This window comes from Janthinobacterium sp. 13 (genome assembly GCF_002749695.1).
In the GTDB taxonomy this organism is placed as follows: Bacteria; Pseudomonadota; Gammaproteobacteria; order Burkholderiales; family Burkholderiaceae_D; genus Janthinobacterium; species Janthinobacterium kumbetense.
Map to the genome: position 1 here is coordinate 3924746 of NZ_PEEQ01000001.1, position 22583 is coordinate 3947328.

Annotated in this window: 21 protein-coding genes; 11 read left to right on the forward strand and 10 right to left on the reverse strand. The window is 62.7% G+C overall.

Annotated elements, in window-relative coordinates; all coding sequences use genetic code 11:
* Positions 1–7: 7 nt before the first annotated feature.
* The 5 genes from CLU94_RS17185 to CLU94_RS17205 form a co-directional block, all read right to left on the reverse strand.
* Positions 8–1138, reverse strand: a complete 1131-nt coding sequence (locus tag CLU94_RS17185) for a YbdK family carboxylate-amine ligase (RefSeq protein ID WP_034780287.1) — start codon at positions 1136–1138, stop codon at positions 8–10.
* Entirely contained in the window at positions 1139–2326 is a 1188-nt protein-coding gene (locus CLU94_RS17190) for a cation:proton antiporter (protein ID WP_034780723.1), read from the reverse strand.
* Between the two features lie 312 nt (positions 2327–2638).
* Positions 2639–3808, reverse strand: coding sequence for a vWA domain-containing protein (locus CLU94_RS17195; protein WP_070256030.1), 1170 nt, complete (start codon positions 3806–3808; stop codon positions 2639–2641).
* Positions 3802–4452, reverse strand: a complete 651-nt coding sequence (locus tag CLU94_RS17200; protein WP_099666501.1) for a GNAT family N-acetyltransferase — start codon at positions 4450–4452, stop codon at positions 3802–3804. Before CLU94_RS17200 ends, CLU94_RS17195 begins: the two co-directional genes overlap by 7 nt.
* 9 nt (positions 4453–4461) lie before the next feature.
* Positions 4462–5331, reverse strand: a complete 870-nt coding sequence (locus CLU94_RS17205) for an AAA family ATPase (RefSeq protein WP_034780284.1) — start codon at positions 5329–5331, stop codon at positions 4462–4464.
* 233 nt (positions 5332–5564) lie between these two features.
* Between CLU94_RS17205 and CLU94_RS17210 the strand changes: the two genes are divergently transcribed.
* Entirely contained in the window at positions 5565–5894 is a 330-nt protein-coding gene (locus CLU94_RS17210; protein WP_092796428.1) for a c-type cytochrome, read from the forward strand.
* A gap of 14 nt (positions 5895–5908) precedes the next feature.
* On the forward strand, positions 5909–6250 hold the full coding sequence (locus CLU94_RS17215; RefSeq protein ID WP_071075485.1) for a c-type cytochrome: 342 nt from the start codon (positions 5909–5911) through the stop codon (positions 6248–6250).
* Positions 6251–6263: 13 nt separating this feature from the next.
* On the opposite strand, the gene norR is transcribed toward CLU94_RS17215, so the two are convergent.
* On the reverse strand, positions 6264–7820 hold the full coding sequence (gene norR, locus CLU94_RS17220) for a nitric oxide reductase transcriptional regulator NorR (protein ID WP_099666502.1): 1557 nt from the start codon (positions 7818–7820) through the stop codon (positions 6264–6266).
* A 150-nt stretch (positions 7821–7970) separates the two neighbouring features.
* On the opposite strand from norR, the gene nirK reads away from it, so the two are divergent.
* The 3 genes from nirK to CLU94_RS17235 are packed head-to-tail and all read left to right on the forward strand — an operon-like array spanning position 7971 to position 12462.
* Positions 7971–9455: a copper-containing nitrite reductase gene (nirK, locus tag CLU94_RS17225; protein ID WP_099668365.1), complete on the forward strand. Its 1485-nt coding sequence runs from the start codon at positions 7971–7973 to the stop codon at positions 9453–9455.
* A 29-nt stretch (positions 9456–9484) separates the two neighbouring features.
* The gene (gene ytfE, locus CLU94_RS17230; RefSeq protein WP_099666503.1) at positions 9485–10162 is read left to right on the forward strand and encodes an iron-sulfur cluster repair protein YtfE; all 678 of its coding nucleotides are present in this window, start codon (positions 9485–9487) and stop codon (positions 10160–10162) included.
* Positions 10163–10176: 14 nt separating this feature from the next.
* Positions 10177–12462, forward strand: coding sequence for a nitric-oxide reductase large subunit (locus CLU94_RS17235; protein ID WP_099666504.1), 2286 nt, complete (start codon positions 10177–10179; stop codon positions 12460–12462).
* A 135-nt stretch (positions 12463–12597) separates the two neighbouring features.
* Here CLU94_RS17235 and CLU94_RS17240 read toward each other — a convergent pair whose 3' ends face one another.
* Positions 12598–13020, reverse strand: coding sequence for a DUF1841 family protein (locus tag CLU94_RS17240; protein ID WP_034780276.1), 423 nt, complete (start codon positions 13018–13020; stop codon positions 12598–12600).
* A 214-nt stretch (positions 13021–13234) separates the two neighbouring features.
* Here CLU94_RS17240 and CLU94_RS28100 point away from each other — a divergent pair, with 214 nt between their 5' ends.
* On the forward strand, positions 13235–13492 hold the full coding sequence (locus tag CLU94_RS28100) for a hypothetical protein (protein WP_143451458.1): 258 nt from the start codon (positions 13235–13237) through the stop codon (positions 13490–13492).
* Entirely contained in the window at positions 13485–15083 is a 1599-nt protein-coding gene (gene mqo, locus CLU94_RS17245; RefSeq protein ID WP_218965305.1) for a malate dehydrogenase (quinone), read from the forward strand. The genes CLU94_RS28100 and mqo overlap by 8 nt, the downstream gene beginning before the upstream one ends.
* A 100-nt stretch (positions 15084–15183) precedes the next feature.
* Here the strand turns inward: mqo and CLU94_RS17250 are convergent, their stop codons facing one another.
* A complete protein-coding gene (locus CLU94_RS17250) occupies positions 15184–15816 on the reverse strand; it encodes an RNA pyrophosphohydrolase (protein WP_076566319.1) in 633 nt (210 codons plus the stop codon).
* A gap of 204 nt (positions 15817–16020) precedes the next feature.
* Here CLU94_RS17250 and CLU94_RS17255 point away from each other — a divergent pair, with 204 nt between their 5' ends.
* On the forward strand, positions 16021–17760 hold the full coding sequence (locus CLU94_RS17255) for a proline--tRNA ligase (RefSeq protein ID WP_099666506.1): 1740 nt from the start codon (positions 16021–16023) through the stop codon (positions 17758–17760).
* Positions 17757–18383 (forward strand): lytic transglycosylase domain-containing protein, encoded by a 627-nt coding sequence (locus tag CLU94_RS17260; protein ID WP_099666507.1) that lies wholly within the window; start codon positions 17757–17759, stop codon positions 18381–18383. Before CLU94_RS17255 ends, CLU94_RS17260 begins: the two co-directional genes overlap by 4 nt.
* A gap of 79 nt (positions 18384–18462) precedes the next feature.
* Here the strand turns inward: CLU94_RS17260 and CLU94_RS17265 are convergent, their stop codons facing one another.
* Positions 18463–18858 (reverse strand): SWIB/MDM2 domain-containing protein, encoded by a 396-nt coding sequence (locus CLU94_RS17265; RefSeq protein WP_071650146.1) that lies wholly within the window; start codon positions 18856–18858, stop codon positions 18463–18465.
* A 436-nt stretch (positions 18859–19294) separates the two neighbouring features.
* Positions 19295–20662, reverse strand: a complete 1368-nt coding sequence (gene ffh / locus CLU94_RS17270) for a signal recognition particle protein (RefSeq protein WP_034746567.1) — start codon at positions 20660–20662, stop codon at positions 19295–19297.
* A gap of 238 nt (positions 20663–20900) precedes the next feature.
* On the opposite strand from ffh, the gene CLU94_RS17275 reads away from it, so the two are divergent.
* Together CLU94_RS17275 and CLU94_RS17280 are read left to right on the forward strand one after the other, a co-directional pair.
* Entirely contained in the window at positions 20901–21410 is a 510-nt protein-coding gene (locus tag CLU94_RS17275) for a sigma-70 family RNA polymerase sigma factor (protein ID WP_099666508.1), read from the forward strand.
* Entirely contained in the window at positions 21407–22399 is a 993-nt protein-coding gene (locus CLU94_RS17280) for a FecR domain-containing protein (RefSeq protein ID WP_180278687.1), read from the forward strand. The genes CLU94_RS17275 and CLU94_RS17280 overlap by 4 nt, the downstream gene beginning before the upstream one ends.
* Positions 22400–22583 lie beyond the last annotated feature (184 nt).

A 22583-nucleotide genomic window follows, 5' to 3' on the forward strand; every position in this document is an offset into this window, starting at 1 on the left:
GACAGCGTCAATAGTTCATCGGTTCACCGCGAAAACATCGGATCGCCGAATCGACCATGCCCTCGGCACTGCCCTGCAAGCTGTGCTGCTTGCGCAGGTATTGCGCGTCGCTCCATTGCTTGGCCACGTCCGACAGGTGTTTCAGGGCTGGCGTGCTGCCCAGCGCCTCGGCGTGCGGTTCCATCTTGCGCAGGGTGGTCATGATGTCTTCGCGCAGCGACATCGTTTCGTAGGTTTTCGGATGCGTGATGGCGCCATCGAGGCCGAAGCGGCAAGCCTGGAAGCGGTTGTAGTTATATACGAGGTAATCGTCTTCCACCGGCGGCGTTTCGCGGCGTTCGAGCAGGTAACGGCACAGCGCTTGCAGGTAGGCGGCCAGCGCGGCGGCCCGTTCCACCGTCAGCGGCGTGTCGCATACGCGCAGTTCGATGGTGCCGAATTCCGGCTTGGGACGGATATCCCAGTAAAAATCCTTCATGCTCTTGATGATGCCCGTGTTCTCCATCTTGGCGAAATACTCGTTGGAGAACTGGTCCCAGCTCAGGGTAAACGGCGCGCGCCCGCTCATGGGAAACGCGAACACGGAATTGAGGCGGGCCGAATCGAACAGGGTGTCGCGTCCCTGCACGTAGGGCGAGGACGCCGACAGGGCGATGAAGTGGGGGATGTAGCGGTTCAGCGAATGCAGCAGGAACATGGCGTCGTCGCCCGAGGCGCAGCCGATGTGCACGTGCTGGCCGAAGATGGTGAATTGCTTGGCCAGGTAGCCGTACAGTTCCGAAATCTCCTGGAAGCGGGGCTTGGAAAAGATCTTTTGCGACGACCATTGCTGGAACGGGTGCGTGCCGCCGCCCGCGATGCCGATATTGAGCTTGTCGCCGGCCGTGATCAAGGTGTCGCGGATTTCCTGCAGCTGCTCCAGCAGGGGGCCGTGATGCGTGTGCACGCTCGAGTTGATCTCGATCATGCTCTCGGTGATTTCCGGCGTGACGTTGCCGGGGAACGGCTTCTTGTTCAGCAGATGCAGCAGGTCGGGGCTGGCGGCCGTCAAGTCATAGTCCGACAGGTTCACCAGTTGCAGTTCGAGTTCGACGCCGAAGGTCAGCGCGGCCGATTGGCCAAAGGGTTCCAGCGGCATTTAGCGCTCCTTGATTTCGTGGGTTTCTTTGGCCAGCATCAGCACGCGCTGCACCAGCACGGGGCCGACCAGTTCCAGGCCCAGGGTGATGGCGGCCAGGGCGTTCAATTCGTCGCCGAAATTCACGCCGTGCTGGCGCGCGTGTTCCAGCAGCAGGATGATGAAGACGGAGACGGGCGTCAGCGCCACGCCCGTCAGCACGCCCTTGCGCCAGGAAATGCCGCTGACATGCGAGAACGCGGCCACGCCGACGACTTTCGTCAGCAATCGCCCGCCGACGACGGCCAGGGCCAGGCCCGCGCCGGCAGCCACGCTGGCCCATTCCAGGGTCGAGGCGGCATACACGAACAGCAGCACCGTCAGCAGCTCGCCCAGCGCGCCGAAATTGCGCTGCGCCTGGCTGAAGGCGACACGGCGGTGGCGCGCCACCAGGCCGAAGGTGAGGGTGGCCAGCAGCGGCGACAGGCTGGTGGTGTAGGTGAGGGCGACGAGCAGCATCACCGACAGCGCGAAGGCCACGGTGGCATCCTGCGCCATATTGCCCAGGCGGCGCAGCATGGCCGGCACGACGATGCCGAAGACGGTACCGGCGGCCACCGAGGCGGCCAGCACGGCGGCGCTGCTGCTGCTCGCTTCGATCAGGTCGGTGGAACTCTGGAACATCCAGAAGCCGACGATGATGTTGAACGTGAAGACGGCCAGCACGCAATTGAGAGCGGTGAGGTGGACGATGCGTTCCGTGACCTGGCCCGAACTGCGCTCCTCGTTGATGACGCGCATGATGGTGGCCGGCGAGGTGGACATGGCCAGGGACGCCAGCAGCAGCGCCGTCATCGAGGTGGAACCGAATTCGATGCCGATGAAGTAGACGACGGCAAAGGTCAGCAAGGATTCGACCAGGCCCGTGACGGCGATCCACGGATTGTTCTTCAGCCAGCGCAGGTTGATGCGGTAGCCCACCTCGAACAGGATCAGGCCGAAGGCCACGTCGGCCAGCACCAGCATGGGGCCGGCGTCCGTCTGCGGCAGGATGCCTACCTGCGTTTGGGCGAGGACGAAACCGATCACGCCGTAAAAACTGATGCGCGGCAGGCCAGTCCAGCGGTGGCCGAATTCGCCCACCACCCAGGCCAGGGTGATGGCGAACGGCCAGGACAGGTCGGCGGCGATCGAGATCAGACTTTGCATGCTCATTCCTTTGAAAATGGCGCTTGCACCGGCCGGCAGCACGGGGGCTGGCGCGGCAATGTCGTGGTGCAGCGATGGTGCATGGTTTGCGCAGAGCGATGCGCCGATTCTACCGGAGCAGAAGGCGCGCACGATGTGCGCAATCGAACAGTGTCGCGGCCATGGCGGCCGCGCACAGGATGCAGCAGGTTGGGCAGGGCTGGTATCAGCGTATGGTACCCGCCCGCAGCGGAGAGGCTCCGCACGGTAGTGCCGTGTCGCAGTGTACGGCATGGCGGCCCCCTGCCGCCATGGACTTTTTGTTGCGTGCTTTTATTTACTGAGCAGACGCATGCCCCGTTCCAGGCCGTCGATCGACAGGGGGAACATGCGGTTGTTCATCAATTGCCGCATCACGCCGATCGACTGGCGGTACTGCCACAACCCCTCCGATTCGGGATTGAGCCAGATGAATTTCGGGAACGCCTGGGTAAAGCGGGCCAGCCACGTCGATCCCGCTTCCTCGTTGTTGTATTCGACGCTGCCGCCCGGCTGCAGGATTTCATAGGGGCTCATGGTGGCGTCGCCGACGAAAATCAGCTTGGTGTCGGGCGGGTACTTGCGCAGCACGTCCCAGGTGGGAAAACGCTCGGCGTTGCGGCGCCGGTTGTTCTTCCACAGGTAGTCGTAGACGCAGTTGTGGAAGTAAAAGAACTCCATGTTCTTGAATTCCGTCTTCGCCGCCGAGAACAGTTCCTCGGTGCGCTCGATATGGTCGTCCATGCTGCCACCCACGTCGAGCAACATCAGCACCTTGATGCGGTTCTTGCGCTCGGGCCGCATCCTGATGTCGAGATAGCCGGCGTTATTGGCTGTGGCGGCGATGGTGGCGTCGAGCGCCAGTTCATCTTCCGCGCCTTCGCGCGCGAACTTGCGCAGGCGGCGCAAGGCCACCTTGATGTTGCGCGTGCCCAGTTCGCGCTCGCCGTCGTAATCCTTGTAGCTGCGCGCTTCCCACACTTTCACTGCCGTGCGGTTGCCGCCCTTGCCGCCGATGCGGATGCCTTCCGGGTTCGTACCGCCGTTGCCGAACGGCGACGTGCCGCCCGTGCCGATCCATTTGCTGCCGCCCTCGTGGCGTTCTTTCTGCTCCTTCAGCAGCTCGTTCAGGCGGTCCATCAGCTTGTCGTAGCCGAATTTCTCCAGCTGCGCCTTCTGCTCCTCGGACAGCTCGCGCTGCATGCGCTTGAGCAGCCAGTCGAGGGGAATGGCCGCATTCGTGTCGAAGGCCGCGTTGACGCCCTTGAAGTACTGGGCAAACGCGCGGTCGAACTTGTCGAAATGGGCTTCGTCCTTGACCAGGGTCAGGCGCGCCAGATAGTAAAAATCGTCCATCGAGGCGTCGATGACGTTCTTTTGCAGCGCCTCGAGCAAGGTCAAAAATTCCTTGATCGAGACGGGAATCTTCGCATCCTTGAGCGTGAAGAAGAAATCGATCAGCATGGCGCTTCCTCTGTCCCGGCGTCGCCTGCGCGAGGCAGTGCGGTGATCGGGCGCTGCGCCAGCTTGTAGCGCAGATGGGCGGCGATTTCCGGCCATTCGCCGCGCGTGATGCTGTACATGACCGTGTCGCGCACGGTGCCGTCGCGGCGCAGCGCATGGTGGCGCAGCACGCCATCCTTTTTCGCGCCCAGGCGTTCTATGGCCGCCTGCGAGGCATGGTTGAAATTGTCGGTGCGCAGGCCCACCAGCGCGCAGCCCAGCGTGTCGAAGGCGTGCGCCAGCAGCAGCAATTTGCAGGTGGTGTTGACGTGGCTGCGCTGGCAGCGCTTCGCATACCAGGTGTAGCCGATTTCCAGGCGCCCGATGGCTGGCACCACGTCGTGGTAGCTGGTGGTGCCGAGCACCTCGCCGCTGGCCGCGTCGATGACGGCAAAGGCGAAGCGCGAAGGGCGCATCTCGATGCCCTTGAAAATGTACTGGTCCACCTGGTCCGGCTCGGGCACGGAGGTGACGCGCAGGTTCCACAGTTCGCCATCCATGGCCGCCGCGCGCAAGCCGGGCGCGTGGTGCGGCACCAGCGCTTCGAGGCGGATGCCGTGCAGTTCCAGGGGGACGAAGACCTTGTCCGGGCTGATGTCGTTCACCGGCGCTCCTTAGCGGTTGGTGCGCGACATGAACATCAGGCGCTCGAACAGGTGCACGTCCTGCTCGTTTTTCAGCAGCGCGCCGTGCAGCGGCGGCACGACGGCCTTGTTGTCCTTGCTGCGCAGCGCGTCAAAGGGGATGTCCTCGGCCAGCAGGAGCTTGAGCCAGTCGAGGAATTCCGACGTCGACGGCTTTTTCTTCAGGCCCGGCACGTCGCGCACTTCATAGAAGGTTTGCAGCGCTTGCGCCAGCAATTCCTGTTTCAGGTGCGGGTAGTGGACGGCGACGATCTGCTCCATCGTGTCCTTGTCCGGGAATTTGATGTAATGGAAGAAGCAGCGGCGCAAGAAGGCGTCCGGCAATTCCTTTTCGTTGTTTGAGGTGATGATGACGAGCGGGCGATGGCGCGCCGTGACCATTTCGCGCGTTTCGTAGACATAGAATTCCATGCGGTCCAGTTCGCGCAGCAAGTCGTTCGGGAATTCGATGTCGGCCTTGTCGATTTCATCGATCAAGAGCACCACCGGTTCGGGCGCCGTGAACGCCTGCCACAGCACGCCCTTGACGATGTAGTTCTGGATGTCGCGCACGCGCTCGTCGCCCAGCTGCGAGTCGCGCAGGCGCGAGACGGCGTCGTATTCGTACAGGCCCTGCTGCGCCTTGGTGGTCGATTTGATATGCCATTGCATCAGCGGCATGTTCAGCGCGGCGGCCACTTCCTCTGCCAGCATGGTCTTGCCCGTGCCCGGTTCGCCCTTGATCAGTAGCGGGCGTTGCAGGGTCAGCGCCGCATTCACGGCCAGTTTCAGGTCGGCGGTGGCGACATAGCTGTCGGAACCTTCGAAGCGTTGGCCTTGCTGGGTGTGCTGTGCTTGCATGAGCGGTCTGCCAAAGTAGGGAAATGGTGAGTATAAACAGAACTGTGGCGCACTGCCACGCGGACGGCCTGTGCCTGCCTGCCTACAATGCGGGTTTTATAGGTGGACTTGCAAGAATATCTTGGCTAGAATCGGCAAGCAGCAGATTAATTGTCAACCTTAATTGTCAACACATAAAATCAATAAAAACCAGCTCTGGCGTTTCTCCGATTACCTTTGTTCACATTGCCACTATGAAAAAAATATTTGCACTTCTCGTGCTTGCCGGCATAGCAAATGCCGTCACAGCGGCTGACATTGTAGGAAACGCCAAGGCAGCGACTGCCAAGGTGGAAATGTGTATCGGCTGCCATGGCATCCCCGGTTACAAGGCAACCTTTCCCGAAGTGTTCCAGGTGCCGATGATCGGCGGCCAGCCGGCAAAATATATCGAGAATGCGCTGCAAGCCTACAAGAAGGGCGATCGCAAGCACCCGAGCATGAAGGGCATCGCCAGCAGTCTGTCGGACCAGGATATCGCCGATGTCGCCGCGTATTATGCGCAACAAGCCAAGCCGAACTGAGGACCAGCCAGATGATGAAAACACTACTCGCCGCCCTCGTTTGCGCCACCGTCTCGTTCGGCGCCAGCGCCGCCGGCAATATCAATACGGGCAAGGCCCTGGCCGAAAAATACAGCTGCGCCACCTGCCACGGCAAGGATTACGGTTCGCCCATCGACCCGTCCTATCCGAAATTGGCGGGTCAGCACAAGGATTACCTGGAACACGCCTTGACGGCGTATAAGCGGGGCGACAAGGCCAATGGCCGCAACAACGCCATCATGACGGGCCAGGTGAAACCGCTGAGCAACCAGGACATCAAGGACCTGGCCGCCTACCTGCACAGTCTGCCGACCACCCTGGTCATTCACCGCTGAGTTTTAGCCGGGCTCAGGCTTTCAAGCCGACCCGGCGCGCCAGCTTGTGCAGATTGCTGGCGTCCAGCCCCAGCTGGCGCGCGGCAGCGGCCCAGTTATCCTGATGTAGCACCAGCGCTTGCCGGATGGCCTGGCGCTGGCTCGCTTCGACGATCTGATGCATGGACAGCAGCGGTGCCGCCGGCGCTCCGCACGCGGCCGGCGCAGGCAGTTGCGCGTCCGTGCCGGCCGGCGCCTCCAGCGCATCGAGGTCGAGCATATCCGTTTCCAGGGTCACGATGTCCTTGCGGTCCGCGCCGCGGATCACGGCTTTCAGCGCGGCCCGGCTGACTACATGTTCCAGTTCGCGCACATTGCCCGGCCAGCGGTAGTGGCACAGGGCATTTTCCGCCGCGGCGGACAGGCGCAGGCTGCGCAAGCCCAGGCGCGCGCGGTTGAGCTCAAGAAAACCACCGGCCAGCAGCAGCACGTCATTGCCCCGTTCGCGCAGCGGCGGAATCGGCACGGGATACACGGACAAGCGGTGATACAGGTCGGCGCGGAACGAGCCATCGCGCACATGCTCGCGCAGGCTGCGGTTGGTGGCGGCGATCACGCGCACGTTGACGCGGCGCGGCCGGTCCGCACCCAGGCGCTGGATTTCGCCATTTTGCAAGGTGCGCAGCAGCTTGGCCTGTATCGACAGCGGCAATTCCCCCACTTCATCGAGAAACAGGGTACCCCCTTCGGCCGCCTCGAAACGCCCGGGCCGGTCGCTGACGGCGCCGGAAAACGCGCCGCGTACATGGCCGAACAATTCGCTTTCGGCCAGGGACTCGGGCAAGGCCGCGCAATTGACGTGGATCAAGGGCTTGCCTGCGCGGCGCGACAGGCGGTGCAGGCGGTGCGCGCACAATTCCTTGCCGACGCCCGTCTCTCCCAGCAGCAGCACGGGCAGTTCGGAATCGGCGACCACTTGCAATTCGTGCAGCAAGTGCGTGATGGCGCTGCTCTGGCCGACGAAATCGTGTTCCTCGCGCTGCGCTTGCGCATCGGCCAGCATGGCGCCGCCCGACAGGCGCAGGGCGCGGATTTCCGTTTCCAGGCGGGTCACGCGCACGGCCGCCTCGATGGCGCAAGCCAGTTCACCCAGGTCGCGCTGCGCCTGTCCATTGAAGGTGCCTACCTGCAGGGCGTCGAGCGTGATCACGCCCCAGCGTTCGCCTTCCAGGTCCAGTGCCATGCCCATGCAGTCGTGCACGGGCAGCGGCTCGCCGGCCCGCTCGGCGATCAAGCCATCGTAGGGATCGGGCAGGGAGCTGTCGTGATGGAAGCACAGCACGCCGCGCCGTTGCAGGATGGCGGCCAGGCGCGGATGGTCGGCGACGGCGAAGCGACGCCCCAGCGCGTCGCTGGCCAGGCCGGCCATCGCCACGGGGCGCAAGTGCTCGCCATCGAGCTTGAGCAAGGCCACGGCTTCGCAGCCGAAGTGTGCGCGCAGGCTGCCGACCAGGCGCTGCAGGCGCACTGCCACGGGCAGGTCGGCGACCAGGTCGGTGAGCAGCAGCAGGTGGATGGCAGTGGTGGTCATAAGTACCATGCAGGGTACAACGAACCACGGTAAACAAGGGTCATTACGACCCTGTGTTTTTCAAATCATTGATTTAAAACAAGTTTTTCCTGGCACACGGTTTGCCTAGGTATGAGTGCCAAACCGGCATACAAGACCAAGGAAAGCTTGATGAAAACGACTCCCTCCCTCCGCGCCATTGCCGCCGCCGTCTGTGTCCTGGCCATGCCCCTGTCCGTGCAGGCCCAGGCGAGCCTGCCTGCCAGCGCTGCCGCCACTGCCGCCAAACCTGCCACCGCCGCGGTCAAGCGCTATGAACTGCAAACCAATATCGTCGACGGCAAGATGGTATTCATCGACGCCAAGGGCCAGGTCAACCCCGTGCTGGCGGCCAAGGTGGGGGAAACGGTCGAACTCGTGCTGAAAAGCGGCGAAGGCGCCGAGCACGACCTGCTGATCCCCGAGCTGAACGTGGCTTCAAGCAAATTCAGCGCCAATAGCGGCAGCACCACCGTACGCTTCAAGGTCACGCGCGCCGGCACGTTCACCTATTACTGCTCGATTCCCGGCCACCGCCAGATCGGCATGGAAGGCAAGCTGGAAGTGACTGGCACTTCGCTGGCCGAAGCGGGCGCGCCGAAGGCTGCCGGCGCCGGCAGCGCTGCCAGCGAATCGAGCCAGGCCGCCGCGCTGGCCCTGTACACGCCCGCGCCATCGCCGATGCGCGGTCCCGATCCATCGGCCGTCAGCGTGGCGGCCAATCCGGCCTCCGTGCCGGCCGCCATCGGCGCGCGTGCGCCGCAAACCCTGAAATACCGCATGGAGACGGTGGAGCTGCCGGGCAAGCTCGATGACGGCACCAGTTTTACGTATTGGACTTTCAACCGGCAGGTACCCGGTCCGATGCTGCGCGCGAAGGTGGGCGACACGGTCGAACTGACCCTGTTCAATGCGAAGGACAGCAAGATGATCCACTCGATCGACCTGCACGCCGTGACAGGCGGCCATGGCGGCGGACAGCACACGCAGGTGGCGCCGGGACAGGAAAAGACGGTCACCTTCAAGGCGCTCAATCCGGGCCTGTTCGTCTACCACTGCGCCACCCCCCTGGTGCCGCAGCATATCGCGGCCGGCATGTACGGCATGATCCTCGTCGAACCGGAAGGCGGCCTGTCGAAGGTGGACCGCGAGTATTACGTGATGCAGGGCGAGATGTACACGGGCCGTCCGCACGGCGCGCCCGTGCACCAGGAACCGAACCTGGAAAAAATGGCCAATGAACTGCCCGACTACTACGTCTTCAACGGCGAAGTGGGCGCCCTGAGCAAGACGCACAAACTGCAGGCGAAAGTCGGCGAGACGGTGCGCATCTATTTCGGCGTCGGCGGCCCGAACAAGATTTCGTCGTTCCACGTCATCGGCGAGATCTTCGACACGGTGTACAGCGAAGGCTCGATCAGCAGCCCGAAACACGACGTGCAAACCACGCTCGTGGCGCCGGGCGGCGCGACCATCGTAGAACTCAAGGTACAGCATCCGGGCAGCTACCTGCTGGTCGACCATGCGCTGTCGCGCGCAGGCAAGGGCGCCGTGGGCGTGCTGGAAGTAACTGGCGAACCCGTACCCGGCGTCTACCACGCGGGCGCGGTGCAATAAATCCACCTATTCATCCTCAAGGAACTGTTATGGAAATGATCGACCTATCCCTGGGCCAGCTGGCCCGCCGCATCCCCGGCGCCACGCGCCTGTTCGATGCGCACCGCCTGGATTTCTGCTGCGGCGGCAACAAGACCCTGCGCGCGGCAGCCGAAGCGGCCGGCGTGGATGCGGCGCCCATCGTCGAGGAATTGCGGCTGCTGGCAGGACGGATTGACGCCAGCGGCGAGCGTGACTGGCAGGAAGCCTCGGCCACCGAGCTGGTGGAACACCTGCTGGCGCGCTACCACGCCGTGCACCGCGAGCAGCTGCCCGAACTGATACGCCTGGCACGCAAGGTCGAGCAGGTGCATGGCGACCGCGCCGACTGTCCGCACGGGCTGGCGGAACACCTGTCGGCCATGGCGCAGGAGCTGGAAAGCCATATGCGCAAGGAAGAAGACGTGTTGTTCCCGATGATCGTGCGCGGCCAGGGCCCGCGGGCCGGTGCGCCCATCAACGTCATGCGCATGGAACACGACGACCATGGCGTGGCCTTGCGCGCGATGGAGGCAATGACGAACGATATCACCGCACCTGGCGGCGCCTGCACCACCTGGCGCGCGCTGTACACGGGCTTGCGCACCTTCCGTGCAGACCTGATGGCGCACATCCATACTGAAAACAATATCCTGTTCGAGCGCTTTGCGCCGGCCGTGGTGCACTGACAAAGGAATGACCCATGGGTCCGTACAAAAAACTCTGGTTCACCCTGATCGGTGTACTGATCGTGACGTTTTCGCTACTCGGCTACTACGGCACGGAAGTCTACCGGCAGGCGCCGCCCATCCCCGCGCAAGTGCTGGCGCAGGATGGCCGGCAACTGTTCGACCGCGAGGGCATCCTCGACGGCCAGACGGCCTGGCAATCCGTCGGCGGCATGCAACTGGGCTCCATCTGGGGCCACGGCGCCTACCAGGCGCCCGACTGGACGGCCGACTGGCTGCACCGCGAACTGACGGCCTGGCTGGAGCTGGCCGCGCAAGAGCAGCATGGCAAGGCCTACGCGGCGCTCGACGGCCCCGCGCAGGCGGCGCTGCGCGAAGCGCTCAAGCTGGAATACCGCGCCAACCGGGTCGTTGAGGCGCAGGTGCTGCGCCTGTCGCCGCGCCGCGTGCAAGCCATCGCCAGCACGGCGCACTACTACGACCAGTTGTTCTCCGACGCGCCTGCGCTGCACGCCAGCCGCGAGCATTTCGCCATGAAGGAAAACACCTTGCCCAGCGCCGAGCGGCGCGCGCAGATGACGCAGTTCTTCTTCTGGACGGCGTGGGCCGCCGCCACCGAGCGTCCGGGCCAGAAAGTGACCTATACGAACAACTGGCCGCATGAACCTCTGATCGGCAACCAGCCCAGCGGCGAAAACCTCGTCTGGTCGGTCGCCAGCGTGGTGGTGCTGCTGGCCGGCGTGGGCTTCCTCGTCTGGGGCTGGGCCTTCCTGCGCGACCACGACGAAGCGCTGCCGGCGGCCGGTCCGCGCGATCCGCTCACCACTTTCGCGCTGACGCCTTCGCAGCGGGGACTGGGAAAATACCTGTTCCTGGTGGTGGCCCTGTTCATCTTCCAGGTCTTCATCGGAGGCTTTACGGCGCATTACACGGTGGAAGGGCAGCAGTTCTACGGCATCGACGTGTCGCGCTGGTTCCCGTATGCGCTCACGCGCACCTGGCATATCCAGGCCGCGCTGTTCTGGATCGCCACGGGCTTCCTGGCCGCCGGCCTGTTCCTGGCTCCCTTGATCAATGGCGGCAAGGACCCCAGGTGGCAGCGCCTGGGCGTCGACGTGCTGTTCTGGGCCCTGGTGCTGGTCGTCGTCGGTTCGTTTATCGGCAATTACCTGGCCATCGCGCAAGTGATGCCGCCCGAGTGGAATTTCTGGCTCGGCCACCAGGGGTATGAATATGTGGACCTGGGGCGCTTGTGGCAGATCGGCAAATTCGTCGGAATCCTGCTGTGGCTGGTGCTGATGTTGCGCGGCGTCATACCGGCCCTGTGCCAGAAGGGCGGCGACAAGAACCTGCTGGCGCTCCTGACCGCATCCGTGGGCGCCATCGGCCTGTTCTATGGCGCCGGCCTGTTCTACGGCGAACGCACGCACCTGTCGGTGATGGAATACTGGCGCTGGTGGGTGGTGCACCTGTGGGTGGAAGGCTTCTTTGAAGTGTTCGCCACCACGGCGCTGGCCTTCGTCTTCTCGACCCTGGGCCTGGTGTCGGTGCGCATGGCCACGACGGCCAGCCTGGCGTCGGCCTCGCTGTTCATGCTGGGAGGCATACCCGGCACCTTCCACCACCTGTACTTCGCCGGCACCACCACGCCCGTGATGGCCATCGGCGCGAGCTTCAGCGCGCTGGAAGTGGTGCCGCTGATCGTGCTGGGGCATGAAGCGTGGGAAAACTGGCGCCTGAAGGAGCGCGCGCCATGGATGGAAAACCTGCGTTGGCCCATGATGTGCTTTGTCGCCGTCGCCTTCTGGAACATGCTGGGTGCGGGCGTGCTGGGCTTCATGATCAATCCGCCCGTCGCGCTGTACTACATCCAGGGCTTGAACACGACCCCCGTGCATGCGCATGCGGCGCTGTTCGGCGTGTACGGCTTCCTGGCGCTGGGCTTTACCTTGCTGGTGCTGCGCTATCTGCGGCCCGACTACCGTTTCAGCCCTGCGTTGATGAAGACGGCGTTCTGGGGCTTGAACGCGGGCCTGGTGCTGATGATCTTTACCAGCTTGCTACCGATTGGCATCATCCAGTTCCACGCCAGCGTGACGGAAGGCCTGTGGTATGCGCGCAGCGAAGCGTTCATGCAGCAGCCGCTGTTGCAGAATCTGCGCTGGATACGCACCTTTGGCGACGTGGTCTTCATCGTCGGCGCCATCGCCATGGCGTTGCAGGTGGTGCTGGGATTGCTGGGAAGAGGGCCGACACAGGCCTTGCCTCAGCGTATGAAGGAGGCAGTAAAACCGATGTGAGGTAGTACTGGCACAACACCTGGCAAAACCGTAGCGAGCGGCAGCGATTTGTGGCTACGAAGCGCAACCGTACACTAGTACGGTGAGCATCGCAGGCCGCAAAGCGCGACGCGCAGCAGGTTTTGACAGGTGTTCCTACCGGCGGCGGACGCAGTCGATATAGGCGTCCGTGTCCGGCGGCAAGCCCGAGCGCTGCGATGCCCAGATCATCTGCCCCAGGCATTCCATCACTTCGTGCTGGGCGGCATGGGCCGAATCGAGGCGCTGGGTGAGCTGCTGGACGGCCGGGCGGATGCCGCGCGGCTGGTCCACCTGCACCTGCTCCGTGATCGACAGATGCATGGACAGGTGCAGGAAAGGATTGGCTTGTCCCCCTTCGACGGAATAGTCGCGCGCCAGCGCCGCTTCGACGTCGGAGAGCTCGTTTTCATACTCGGGGTGTTCGAGGATCCAGTCGAGCGCAATGGCTTCCATCGGCGTGAGGATTTCATGGGCGCGGTGCTTGCGCAATGTTTCGCAAAAGAAACGGCGCACGTCGTCGGAAGAGGGGTTGAACATGGCTGAAGGACTATGGCTAAAGGGCAGCCGGCATTGTACCGCGTACATAAATAAAGGGCATCGAGGATGCCCTTTTTGCCGTCTGGCGGCCGCATGCATGAGCCGACAGTCACCGTCATTTAATACCCTGCAGTAAGTATTATCCACTACCGCCACGGCCCGGCGGCGCCAAATAACGGTGATAAAATCGCCGCTCTTGATATTTGCACTGGACATGACGGCGATTTCATTGCCGGTTTTTCAGCCGACAACGAGGTCCGCGCTGTCCATTGCCCGCACCTTTGCCACCAGATCATGCTCTTGGGATATCCCTGAGCGCGGCAGCATGCCTATCACCATCGACGTTGACCTGTCCGGCCGCCCTGGCGTTCCGGCTGGCTGGCTGTTTTTCATTCAATACGGCGATGGTGCCGCCACGGTGGCGCGCAAGAATCATCCTTCAGTATTCATAAACGGAGTTACGTATGCGTAAATCGCTATTACTTTTGATGTCGTGCCTGATCCTGGCGGCATGTGACAAGACCCCTCCGGCCTCGTCCGAAAAACCGGTCGACGTGCTGCTGATCGGCGCCGGCACCATGAGCGCCACCCTGGGCAGCATGCTCAAGGAACTCGATCCGTCGCTGACGATGGAAATGGTCGAGCGCCTCGATTCCGTGGCCGCCGAAAGCTCGGATGCGATGAACAACGCAGGCACGGGCCACTCGGCGTTTGCCGAACTGAACTACACGCCGGAAGCGGCCGATGGCAGCATCGAGACCAAGAAAGCCGTTGCCATCAACGAGCAATTCGAAATTTCCAAGCAATTCTGGGCTTATCAGGTTGCCAACAAGCACCTGGGTGCGCCGCAAACCTTCATCAATAACGTTCCGCACATGGCCTTTGTGTGGGGTGACGACAATATTGCCTTTTTGAAGAAGCGCTACGCCGCGCTGCAAAAGGAAAACCTGTTCAAGGGCATGCTGTTCTCGGAAGACCAGGCGCAGATCGAGCAATGGGCGCCGCTGGTCATGCAAGGCCGCGACAAGGGCCAGAAAGTGGCCGCGACGCGCATGGAAATCGGTACCGACGTCAATTTCGGCAACCTCACGCGCGGCCTGGTCAAGTACCTGACGGACAGCCACGGCATGGTCCTGCACCTGCGCCACCAGGTGGAAAACATCCAGCGCGGCGCCGATGGCGTATGGAACGTGACGGTGAAAGACTTGAACGCCGGCAAGGAAAAGACCATGCGCGCCAAGTTCGTCTTCATCGGCGCCGGCGGCGGTTCGCTGCCGCTGCTGGAAAAATCGGGCATTCCGGAAGCCAAGGGCTACGGCGGCGTGCCGGTGGGCGGCCAATGGCTGGTCACCACCAATCCGGAACTGGTGGCGGCGCATGCGGCCAAGGTCTACGGCAAGGCGTCCGTCGGTTCGCCGCCGATGTCCGTGCCGCACCTGGACACGCGCATCATCGACGGCAAGAAAGCCTTGTTGTTTGGCCCGTTTGCCACCTTCTCGACCAAGTTCCTGAAAAACGGTTCGTGGATCGACTTGCCTGCCTCGATCGGCACTGGCAATGTGAAACCCATGCTGCAAGCCGGTTACGACAATATTCCGCTGACGAAATACCTGGTCGAACAGGTCATGAACACGCCGGAAGACCGCCTGAAGACTTTGCGCGAGTACCTGCCGAATGCCAAGATGGAAGACTGGACCTTGCAAAACGCGGGCCAGCGCGTGCAAATCGTCAAGGATGACCCCGTAAAAGGTGGCTTGCTGCAGTTCGGCACGGAAGTCGTCGGCGCCGCCGATGGCAGCATCGTCGCCCTGCTGGGTGCCTCGCCAGGCGCCTCGACCGCGCCGCCGATCATGATCAAGGTGCTGCAAACGGCGTTCAAGAGCCGCCTGGCAACGCCGGAATGGCAAGCGAAGATGGTGGAAATGGTGCCGTCGTACGGTCAAAAGCTGAACAATGACCCAGCCCTGGCCAACAAGATCCGCCACTACAGCAGCAACATCCTGGGCTTGAAGGCGATCACGCTCGACGTGCCAGCCGCTGCGCCAGCGCCGGCAGCAAACTAAGTCAGCCTTGCCGGCAGGGGAGTTTCCTGCCGGAATGAAAAAAGGGGCAGCCTGTTCAGGCTGCCCCTTTTGCGTGGGAGAGTGCGTTCATTGCGGTGGACTATCCCTTGCCCGGCAAGATCAGCTCCGGCGTACACCCTTCGGCGGCAATGCCGTCGCAAGGCTTGGCCAGTGCCGCCCCATCCTGTGCCCGTGGCGCATGGGGCTGGCGCAGGTAGCGCGACGTGTGGCGGTGCGCTTGCTGTGCGTTGCCATGCACGGGCCAGGTCAGGAAGCGGGACAGCTCCTGCAAGGCGCGCTGGTAGACATCGCGTTTAAATTCAATGACGACATCGAGCGGGACCCAGTATTCATGCCAGCGCCAGGCGTCGAACTCCGGATGGTCGGTCAGGCGCAGATTGACGTCGTTATCGCGCGCGCACATTCTCAGCAGAAACCAAATCTGCTTCTGGCCACGGTAATGGCCGCGAATCTCGCGCTTGATGAAGTGGTCTGGCACTTCATAGCGCAGCCAGTCGCGGGTGCGGCCGACAATTTTGACGTGTTCCTGTCTGAGTCCGATTTCCTCTTCAAGTTCGCGAAACATGGCTTGTTCCGGTGTTTCGCCATATTTGATACCGCCTTGCGGAAACTGCCATGAGTGCTCGCGCACCCGCTTGCCCCACCACACCTCGTTCTGGGCGTTTAGCAGGATGATGCCGACGTTGGGCCGAAACCCTTCACGGTCGAGCATAATGCACCTCAAACTTTCTGCGACAGTGCATCCTTTTTTACATAATTACCCACAACTTCGCAAGCCGGTGACCTTTTCGGGGTGCGAAAAGCGCCGGAATCGCACCAATTGAGCGCATTTGTGTAAAGTATGGACGCATCAGCCAGCTAATCCTTTAAAATTAGGTTGATTATAACCCTCTCTTTTTAAAAAGAATTCACCGTTATGCGCGCCTCCCGTTTTTTTATTTCCACACTTAAAGATGCACCTTCTGACGCGGAAATCGTCAGCCACCAATTGATGATGCGTGCAGGCATGATCAAACGCCTCGGTTCCGGCATCTATACCTACATGCCGATGGGCTTGCGCGTGATCCGCAAGGTGGAAGCCATCATCCGTGACGAGATGAACAAAGCCGCCGGTATCGAACTGCTGATGCCGCTCGTGCAGCCGGCCGAACTGTGGCAAGAGACGGGCCGCTGGACCAAGATGGGCGACGAACTGATGCGCGTGAAAGACCGCCACGGCCGCGAATACGCGATCCAGCCGACATCGGAAGAAGTCATCACGGACGTCGTGCGCACGGAAATCAAGTCCTACCGCCAGTTGCCATTGAACTTTTATCACATCCAGACGAAGTTCCGCGACGAGCGCCGCCCACGCTTCGGCCTGATGCGCGGCCGCGAATTCACCATGAAGGACGCCTACTCGTTCGACCGCGACCTGGCCGGCATGCAAGCGTCGTACAAGGTCATGTTTGACGCCTACACGCGCATCTTCACGCGTTTCGGCCTGCAATTCCGCGCCGTGGCAGCCGACAACGGCGCCATCGGCGGTTCCGGTTCGCATGAGTTCCACGTCATCGCCCACACGGGGGAAGACGCGCTCGTGTACTGCCCGACCTCCGATTACGCGGCCAACATGGAAGCGGCCGAAGCGCTGCCGCCAGCGGGCGAGCGTCCGGCAGCAAGCCAGGCGCTGACGAAAACGGCCACGCCGGACACCGTCAAGTGCGAAACCGTGGCTGCCCTGCTGGGCATAGCCCTGTCGCAGACCGTGAAAACCATCGCCCTGACGGTGGAAACCGTTGGCAAGGATGAAAAAGTCACGAAACAGCATTTCATGCTGCTGCTGCGCGGCGACCATGAATTGAATGACATCAAGGTGGGCAAGGTTGCCGGCCTGGCCGGTCACCGTTTCTCGACGGAAGCGGAAATCCTGGAAGTCTACGGCACCATTCCTGGCTACCTGGGCCCGATCGGCACGCAAGCGCCCGTCACCGTGGTGGCGGACCGCACGGTTGCCCACATGAGCGACTTCGTTTGCGGCGCGAATGACGCCGGCTTCCACTACACGGGCGCGAACTGGGGCCGCGACGTGGCCGAGCCTGCCATCGTGGCCGATTTGCGCAATGTCGTCGCCGGCGACGCTTCGCCGGACGGCCAGGGCACGCTCGCCATCGAGCGCGGCATCGAAGTGGGCCACGTGTTCCAGCTGGGTACGGCGTACTCGGAAAGCATGAAAGCCACCTTCCTCGACGAAAACGGCAAGCCTGCGCCGCTGCAGATGGGGTGCTACGGCATCGGCGTGACGCGCATCCTGGGCGCCGCCATCGAACAGAACTTCGACGACAAGGGCATCATCTGGCCTGCCTCCATCGCGCCATTCGAGGTCGTGCTGTGCCCGATGGGCATGGACCGCAGCGAACTGGTCAAGGAAGAGACGGAGAAGCTGTACGCGGCCCTGCAAGGCGCTGGCGTCGATGTCATCGTCGACGACCGCGGCTTGCGCCCTGGCGCCATGTTTGCTGACTGGGAACTGATTGGCGTGCCGCACCGCATCGTCATCGGCGAGCGCGGCCTGAAAGAAGGCAAGCTGGAGTACCAGGGCCGCTGCGATGCGGAAGCGACCGGCGTGGCGCCGGACGAGATCGTCGCCTTCATCCAGGGCAAAATGGCGCAGTGAAGCGCATATCCGTAAGCAAGACGGCTGGCGCGCTCGCGCTGGCCGCCTGCCTGGCCTGCGTCTCTCCGGCGCAGGCCGGCAACCAGAAGGAGGAGGCGCTGGCCGACTCCGTCCGCCTGGCGCTGTCGCACGCGATCCGCGACGAACGCCCGCCGCAGCCCAAATTTGCCACTCCCGCCGACTTGCAGCGCTACCAGCAATGGCTGGCGCAGATGTCGTCGCGCCTGCAGCGCAAGCTGCCGGATGCGCAGCTGCGCACGGAATTCCTGGAAACGGTCTGGTATGAAGCGCGCCGCGCGGGCCTGGAACCGGCCCTGGTGCTGGGCTTGATCCAGGTGGAGTCGGCCTACCGCAAATATGCCGTCTCGCTGGCCGGCGCGCGCGGCTACATGCAGGTGATGCCGTTCTGGACGGGCGTCATCGGCGACAGCGACCGCAGCAAGCTGTTCCACATGCAGACGAATCTACGCTATGGCTGCGCGATCCTGCGCATGTACCTGGATATGGAAAAGGGCGATTTGTACCTGGCGCTGGGGCGCTACAACGGCAGCCGGGGACGGGCCGAGTACCCGAATGCCGTGCGGGCGGCATGGCGGCAGTGGGAATTCAAGCCGGCCAGTTGAACCGCCGGCAAAAAAATGCCCCGCTCGCAGTGATGCGGCGGGGCACTCGCTCGGCTGTTGAAGCCGGCGCGTATCAGATTTATTTCAAATGATCGGAGATCAGTTTCGTCATTTCAAACATGGAGACTTGGGCTTTGCCGCCGAAAACTGCTTTCAGCTTGTCGTCCGCATTGATCATGCGGCGGTTGGCCGGATCTTGCAGATCGAGTTTTTTGATGTAATCCCATACCTTTTTGGTCACTTCCGTGCGCGGCAGTGGTGCTGCGCCAACAACGGCGGCCAGATCTTTCGATGGCGTCATTGCTTTCATGAATGCTGCGTTTGGCTTGCGTGGTGTTGCCGGTGCTGCCGCTTTCTTCGCCGCTGCTGGTTTAGCTGCTGCCTTGGCTGCGGGTGCTGCTTTCTTGGCGGCTGCAGGCTTGGCTGCTGCTGCTTTGGCTGGCGCTGCTACTGGGGTTTTTTTGGCTGTTGCCATCTTCGAGCCTCCTTAACAAACACATGGGAAATTGCGCAATTAATCGCACGGCTAATATTGGTGTGGATTTACCTTGTATGCAAGTGTTTTTCACGTTTTCACGAGGAAAAAGCAGGGAAATGGCAATGCTGTCGCCCGGGCGCACCGCTTGGGAGCGCAGAACGGCGTTTTTGCCCGTAAATGGCATGGTTGCTGGCTGTGCGGGGAGGGGGACTGCGGGGGAGGGAAGTAATGATGCCGGACACATGAAAATGCAATCCGGCATGATTTTATAACGGTGTTTCTTGACTTGAACTACGTCTCACGCGGCGTAAAAAAGGCCTTCAAAATCACAGCGAGCGGGGATGATTTGTGGCCGAGAAGCGCAACCGTACTGAGGTACGGTGAGCATCGCCGGCCGCAAAGCGCCCCGCGCAGCGGATTTTGAAGCCTTCCACTACCTCATGCCGGGCATCATGCCCTTCATGGAGCGCATCATCTTCATCATGCCACCACCCGACAATTTCTTCATCATCGTCTGCATTTGCTCGAATTGCGTCAGCATGCGGTTCACTTCCTGCACCTGCACGCCGGCGCCGGCGGCGATGCGGCGCTTGCGCGTGGCCTTGATCAGTTCAGGCTTGGCGCGTTCCTGCGGCGTCATCGAGTCGATGATGCCGCACATGCGGCGTACCTGTTTGTCGGCTTGATCCATGTTCTTGCCGCCTGCCGCCTGCTGGAACTGGGCCGGCAGCTTGTCCATCAGGTTGGCCATGCCGCCCATTTTCTTCATCTGACCCAGTTGCGCCTTGAAGTCGTTCATGTCGAACTTGCCGCCGACCTTGATTTTTTGCGCCAGGTCGGCCGCCGCCTTGCTGTCGACGCCCTTGCGCGCCTCTTCCACCAGGGCGAGGATGTCGCCCATGCCGAGGATGCGGTTGGCCATGCGGGTCGGGTCGAACGCTTCCAGGCCGTCGAGTTTTTCCGAGACGCCGGCAAACTTGATCGGTTTGCCCGTGATGTGGCGCACCGACAGGGCCGCACCGCCGCGCGCGTCACCGTCGAGCTTGGTCAGCACGATACCGGTCAGCGGCAGCGCATCGTTGAAGGCTTTTGCCGTGTTGATGGCGTCCTGGCCCAGCATGGCGTCGACGACAAACAGGGTTTCGATCGGTTTTACGGCGCCGTGGACGGCGGCGATTTCGCGCATCATCTCTTCGTCGATACCGAGGCGACCCGCCGTATCGATGATCAGCACGTCGTGGTAATGCTTTTTCGCCCAGTCCAGCGCGGCCAGGGCGATATCGACCGGCTTGTCTGTGCTGGTGGACGGGAAGAAGTCGGCACCCACCTGGGCGGTGACCGATTGCAGCTGGGCGATCGCGGCGGGACGGTAGACGTCAGCCGAGACGGTCAGCACTTTCTTCTTCTTTTCTTCCTTCAGGTACTTCGCCAGCTTGCCGACGGTGGTGGTTTTACCCACACCCTGCAAACCGGCCATCAGGATGATGGCGGGCGGCTGCTGGGCAAAGCTGATCTGCGACGCTTCCGGTCCCAGGTCGGCGCCCATCAGGGCGGCCAGCTCGCGCTGCACCACGCCAACCAGGGCCTGGCCTGGCGTGAGCGAGGAAATGACATCCTCGCCCATGGCTTTTTCTTTGACTTTGGCGATGAATTCGCGCACGGCGGGCAGGGCGACGTCGGCTTCGAGCAGCGCCAGGCGCACTTCGCGCAGCATGTCGGCGGTGTTCGCTTCGGTCAGGCGCGCCTCGCCGCGCATGGTCTTGACGACTTTGGCAAGCCGTTGGGTGAGATTATCTAGCATGATGAACCTGCAATGAAAAGCTTGGGAGTGGGCGGCGCAAGCCGGACGATGGGCGTCATTTTACCTTATCGCGGGTGGCTGGCGGTCCTGCGCTGCATCGCCTGGCGGTTGGCCTGCTTTTGAATTAGTTGGTATTTCTGGCAATGCCGCGATTGCATGAAAGGCATTGCGCGGTTAAAATGAGAATAATTCTTATTTACATTCTCAGGCGCCGCACGCCTGAGCGGAAAGGGATGCCATGTCGGCTGCCGATTTTGCACAGCAACAAGACCTGCACGCGCTCTACAGCAGCCATCACGGCTGGCTGCAGGGCTGGCTGCGGCATAAGCTGGGCAATGCGGGCGACGCGGCGGACCTGGCGCAAGACACCTTCATCAGCGTGTTGACGGCCGATTCCGCGCCGCAGATCCGCGAAGCGCGGCCTTTTCTGGCCACCATCGCGCGCCGCCTGGTGGCGCACCGCTACCGCCGGCAAGTGCTGGAAGACGCCTATCTGGAGGCGCTCGCCTGCCTGCCGCCCGATGTGGCGCCCGCGCCCGAGGAGCGGCTGCTGGCGCTGGAAGCCTTGCAGGAAATCGACCAGGCCCTCGACGGCTTGCCTGCGCCCGTGCGCACGGCGTTCTTGCTGGCGCAACTGGAAGGCCTCAGCTATGCCGAGATCGCCGCGCGCCTGAACGTGTCGGCCAGCTCGGTCAAGCAATATCTGACGCGGGCCAACCGCCAGGTGTTTTTCTCCCTGCCAGCATGAGCACGGTGGCAGAACCCGCAGCCGCGGCAGCCATCCGCGCAGAGGTGCAGCAGCAGGCGGCCGAGTGGCTGACGGTGCTGATGTCGGAGCAGGCCAGCAAGGCGGAACACGCCGCCTGGCAGCGCTGGCGCGGGGCCGACCCGGAACACGAACGGGCCTGGCAGCATATCGAAGCGGTGTCGCAGCGTTTCAACGGCTTGCACCGCGGCGCGGCCGCGCAGGCGCTGGCCGGTACGCAGCGACAAGCCGTCAACGGCAAGCGGCGCCAGGTGCTGGCGTGGCTGGGCGTGGCGGCCGGCGGCGGCATGCTGGCCGCGCAGACGGGCGTCTGGGATGGCGTGCGCGCCCTGCGTGCCGACTACCGCACGGCCACGGGCGAGCGGCGCGTGGTGGCGCTGGCCGACGGCAGCGTGCTCAGCCTGAATACGGGATCGGCCGTGAACGTGCGTTTCGACGCCAGCCGCCGCCTGATCGAGTTGCTGGCCGGCGAGGTCCTCGTCACCAGCGGTCATGGCGCCGGCAGCGACGCCCCGCTGGAAGTGGCCACGCGCGAAGGCCGGGTGCGCGCGCTGGGCACGCGCTTTGCCGTGCGCCAGCAGGATGGCTACAGCACCGTGGACGTGTTTGAACGCGCCGTTGAAATCCGTCCCCGCGACGATGTCGGCGCGCCCTTGTTGCTGGCGGCCGGGCGCGGCACGGCCTTTTCCCGCCATGCGCCGGATGCGCCGCACGCCATCGATGTACATGCGCACGCCTGGTCGCACGGGCAGCTGATCGTCGACGACGTGACCCTGGGCGATTTCCTGGCCGACCTGGCCCGCTACCGCCCCGGCGTGATTCATTGCGCGCCGGAAGTCGCCCAGCTGCGCCTGTCGGGTGTGTTCCCGCTGGCCGACACCCAGCGCATCCTGAACATGCTGCCCAACTCGCTGCCCGTGCAGGTGCGCAGCCGCACGCGGTATTGGGTCAGCGTCGAACCGGCGCCATAGCCCTTGCAATAAAAAATAATGTTCAATCGGGCTGCCCGTTTTCGATTCTCGCGGCTCCTGTAGTTAAGAGACTCAATATCCAGTACCCATGCAAGGTGCCACGCTGCCAGGTTTCATGCCGCTGCGTGCCGCCGCCACGATCAACCCAAATGGAAGGACGCAGTGTGATGCATCTGATGTACAA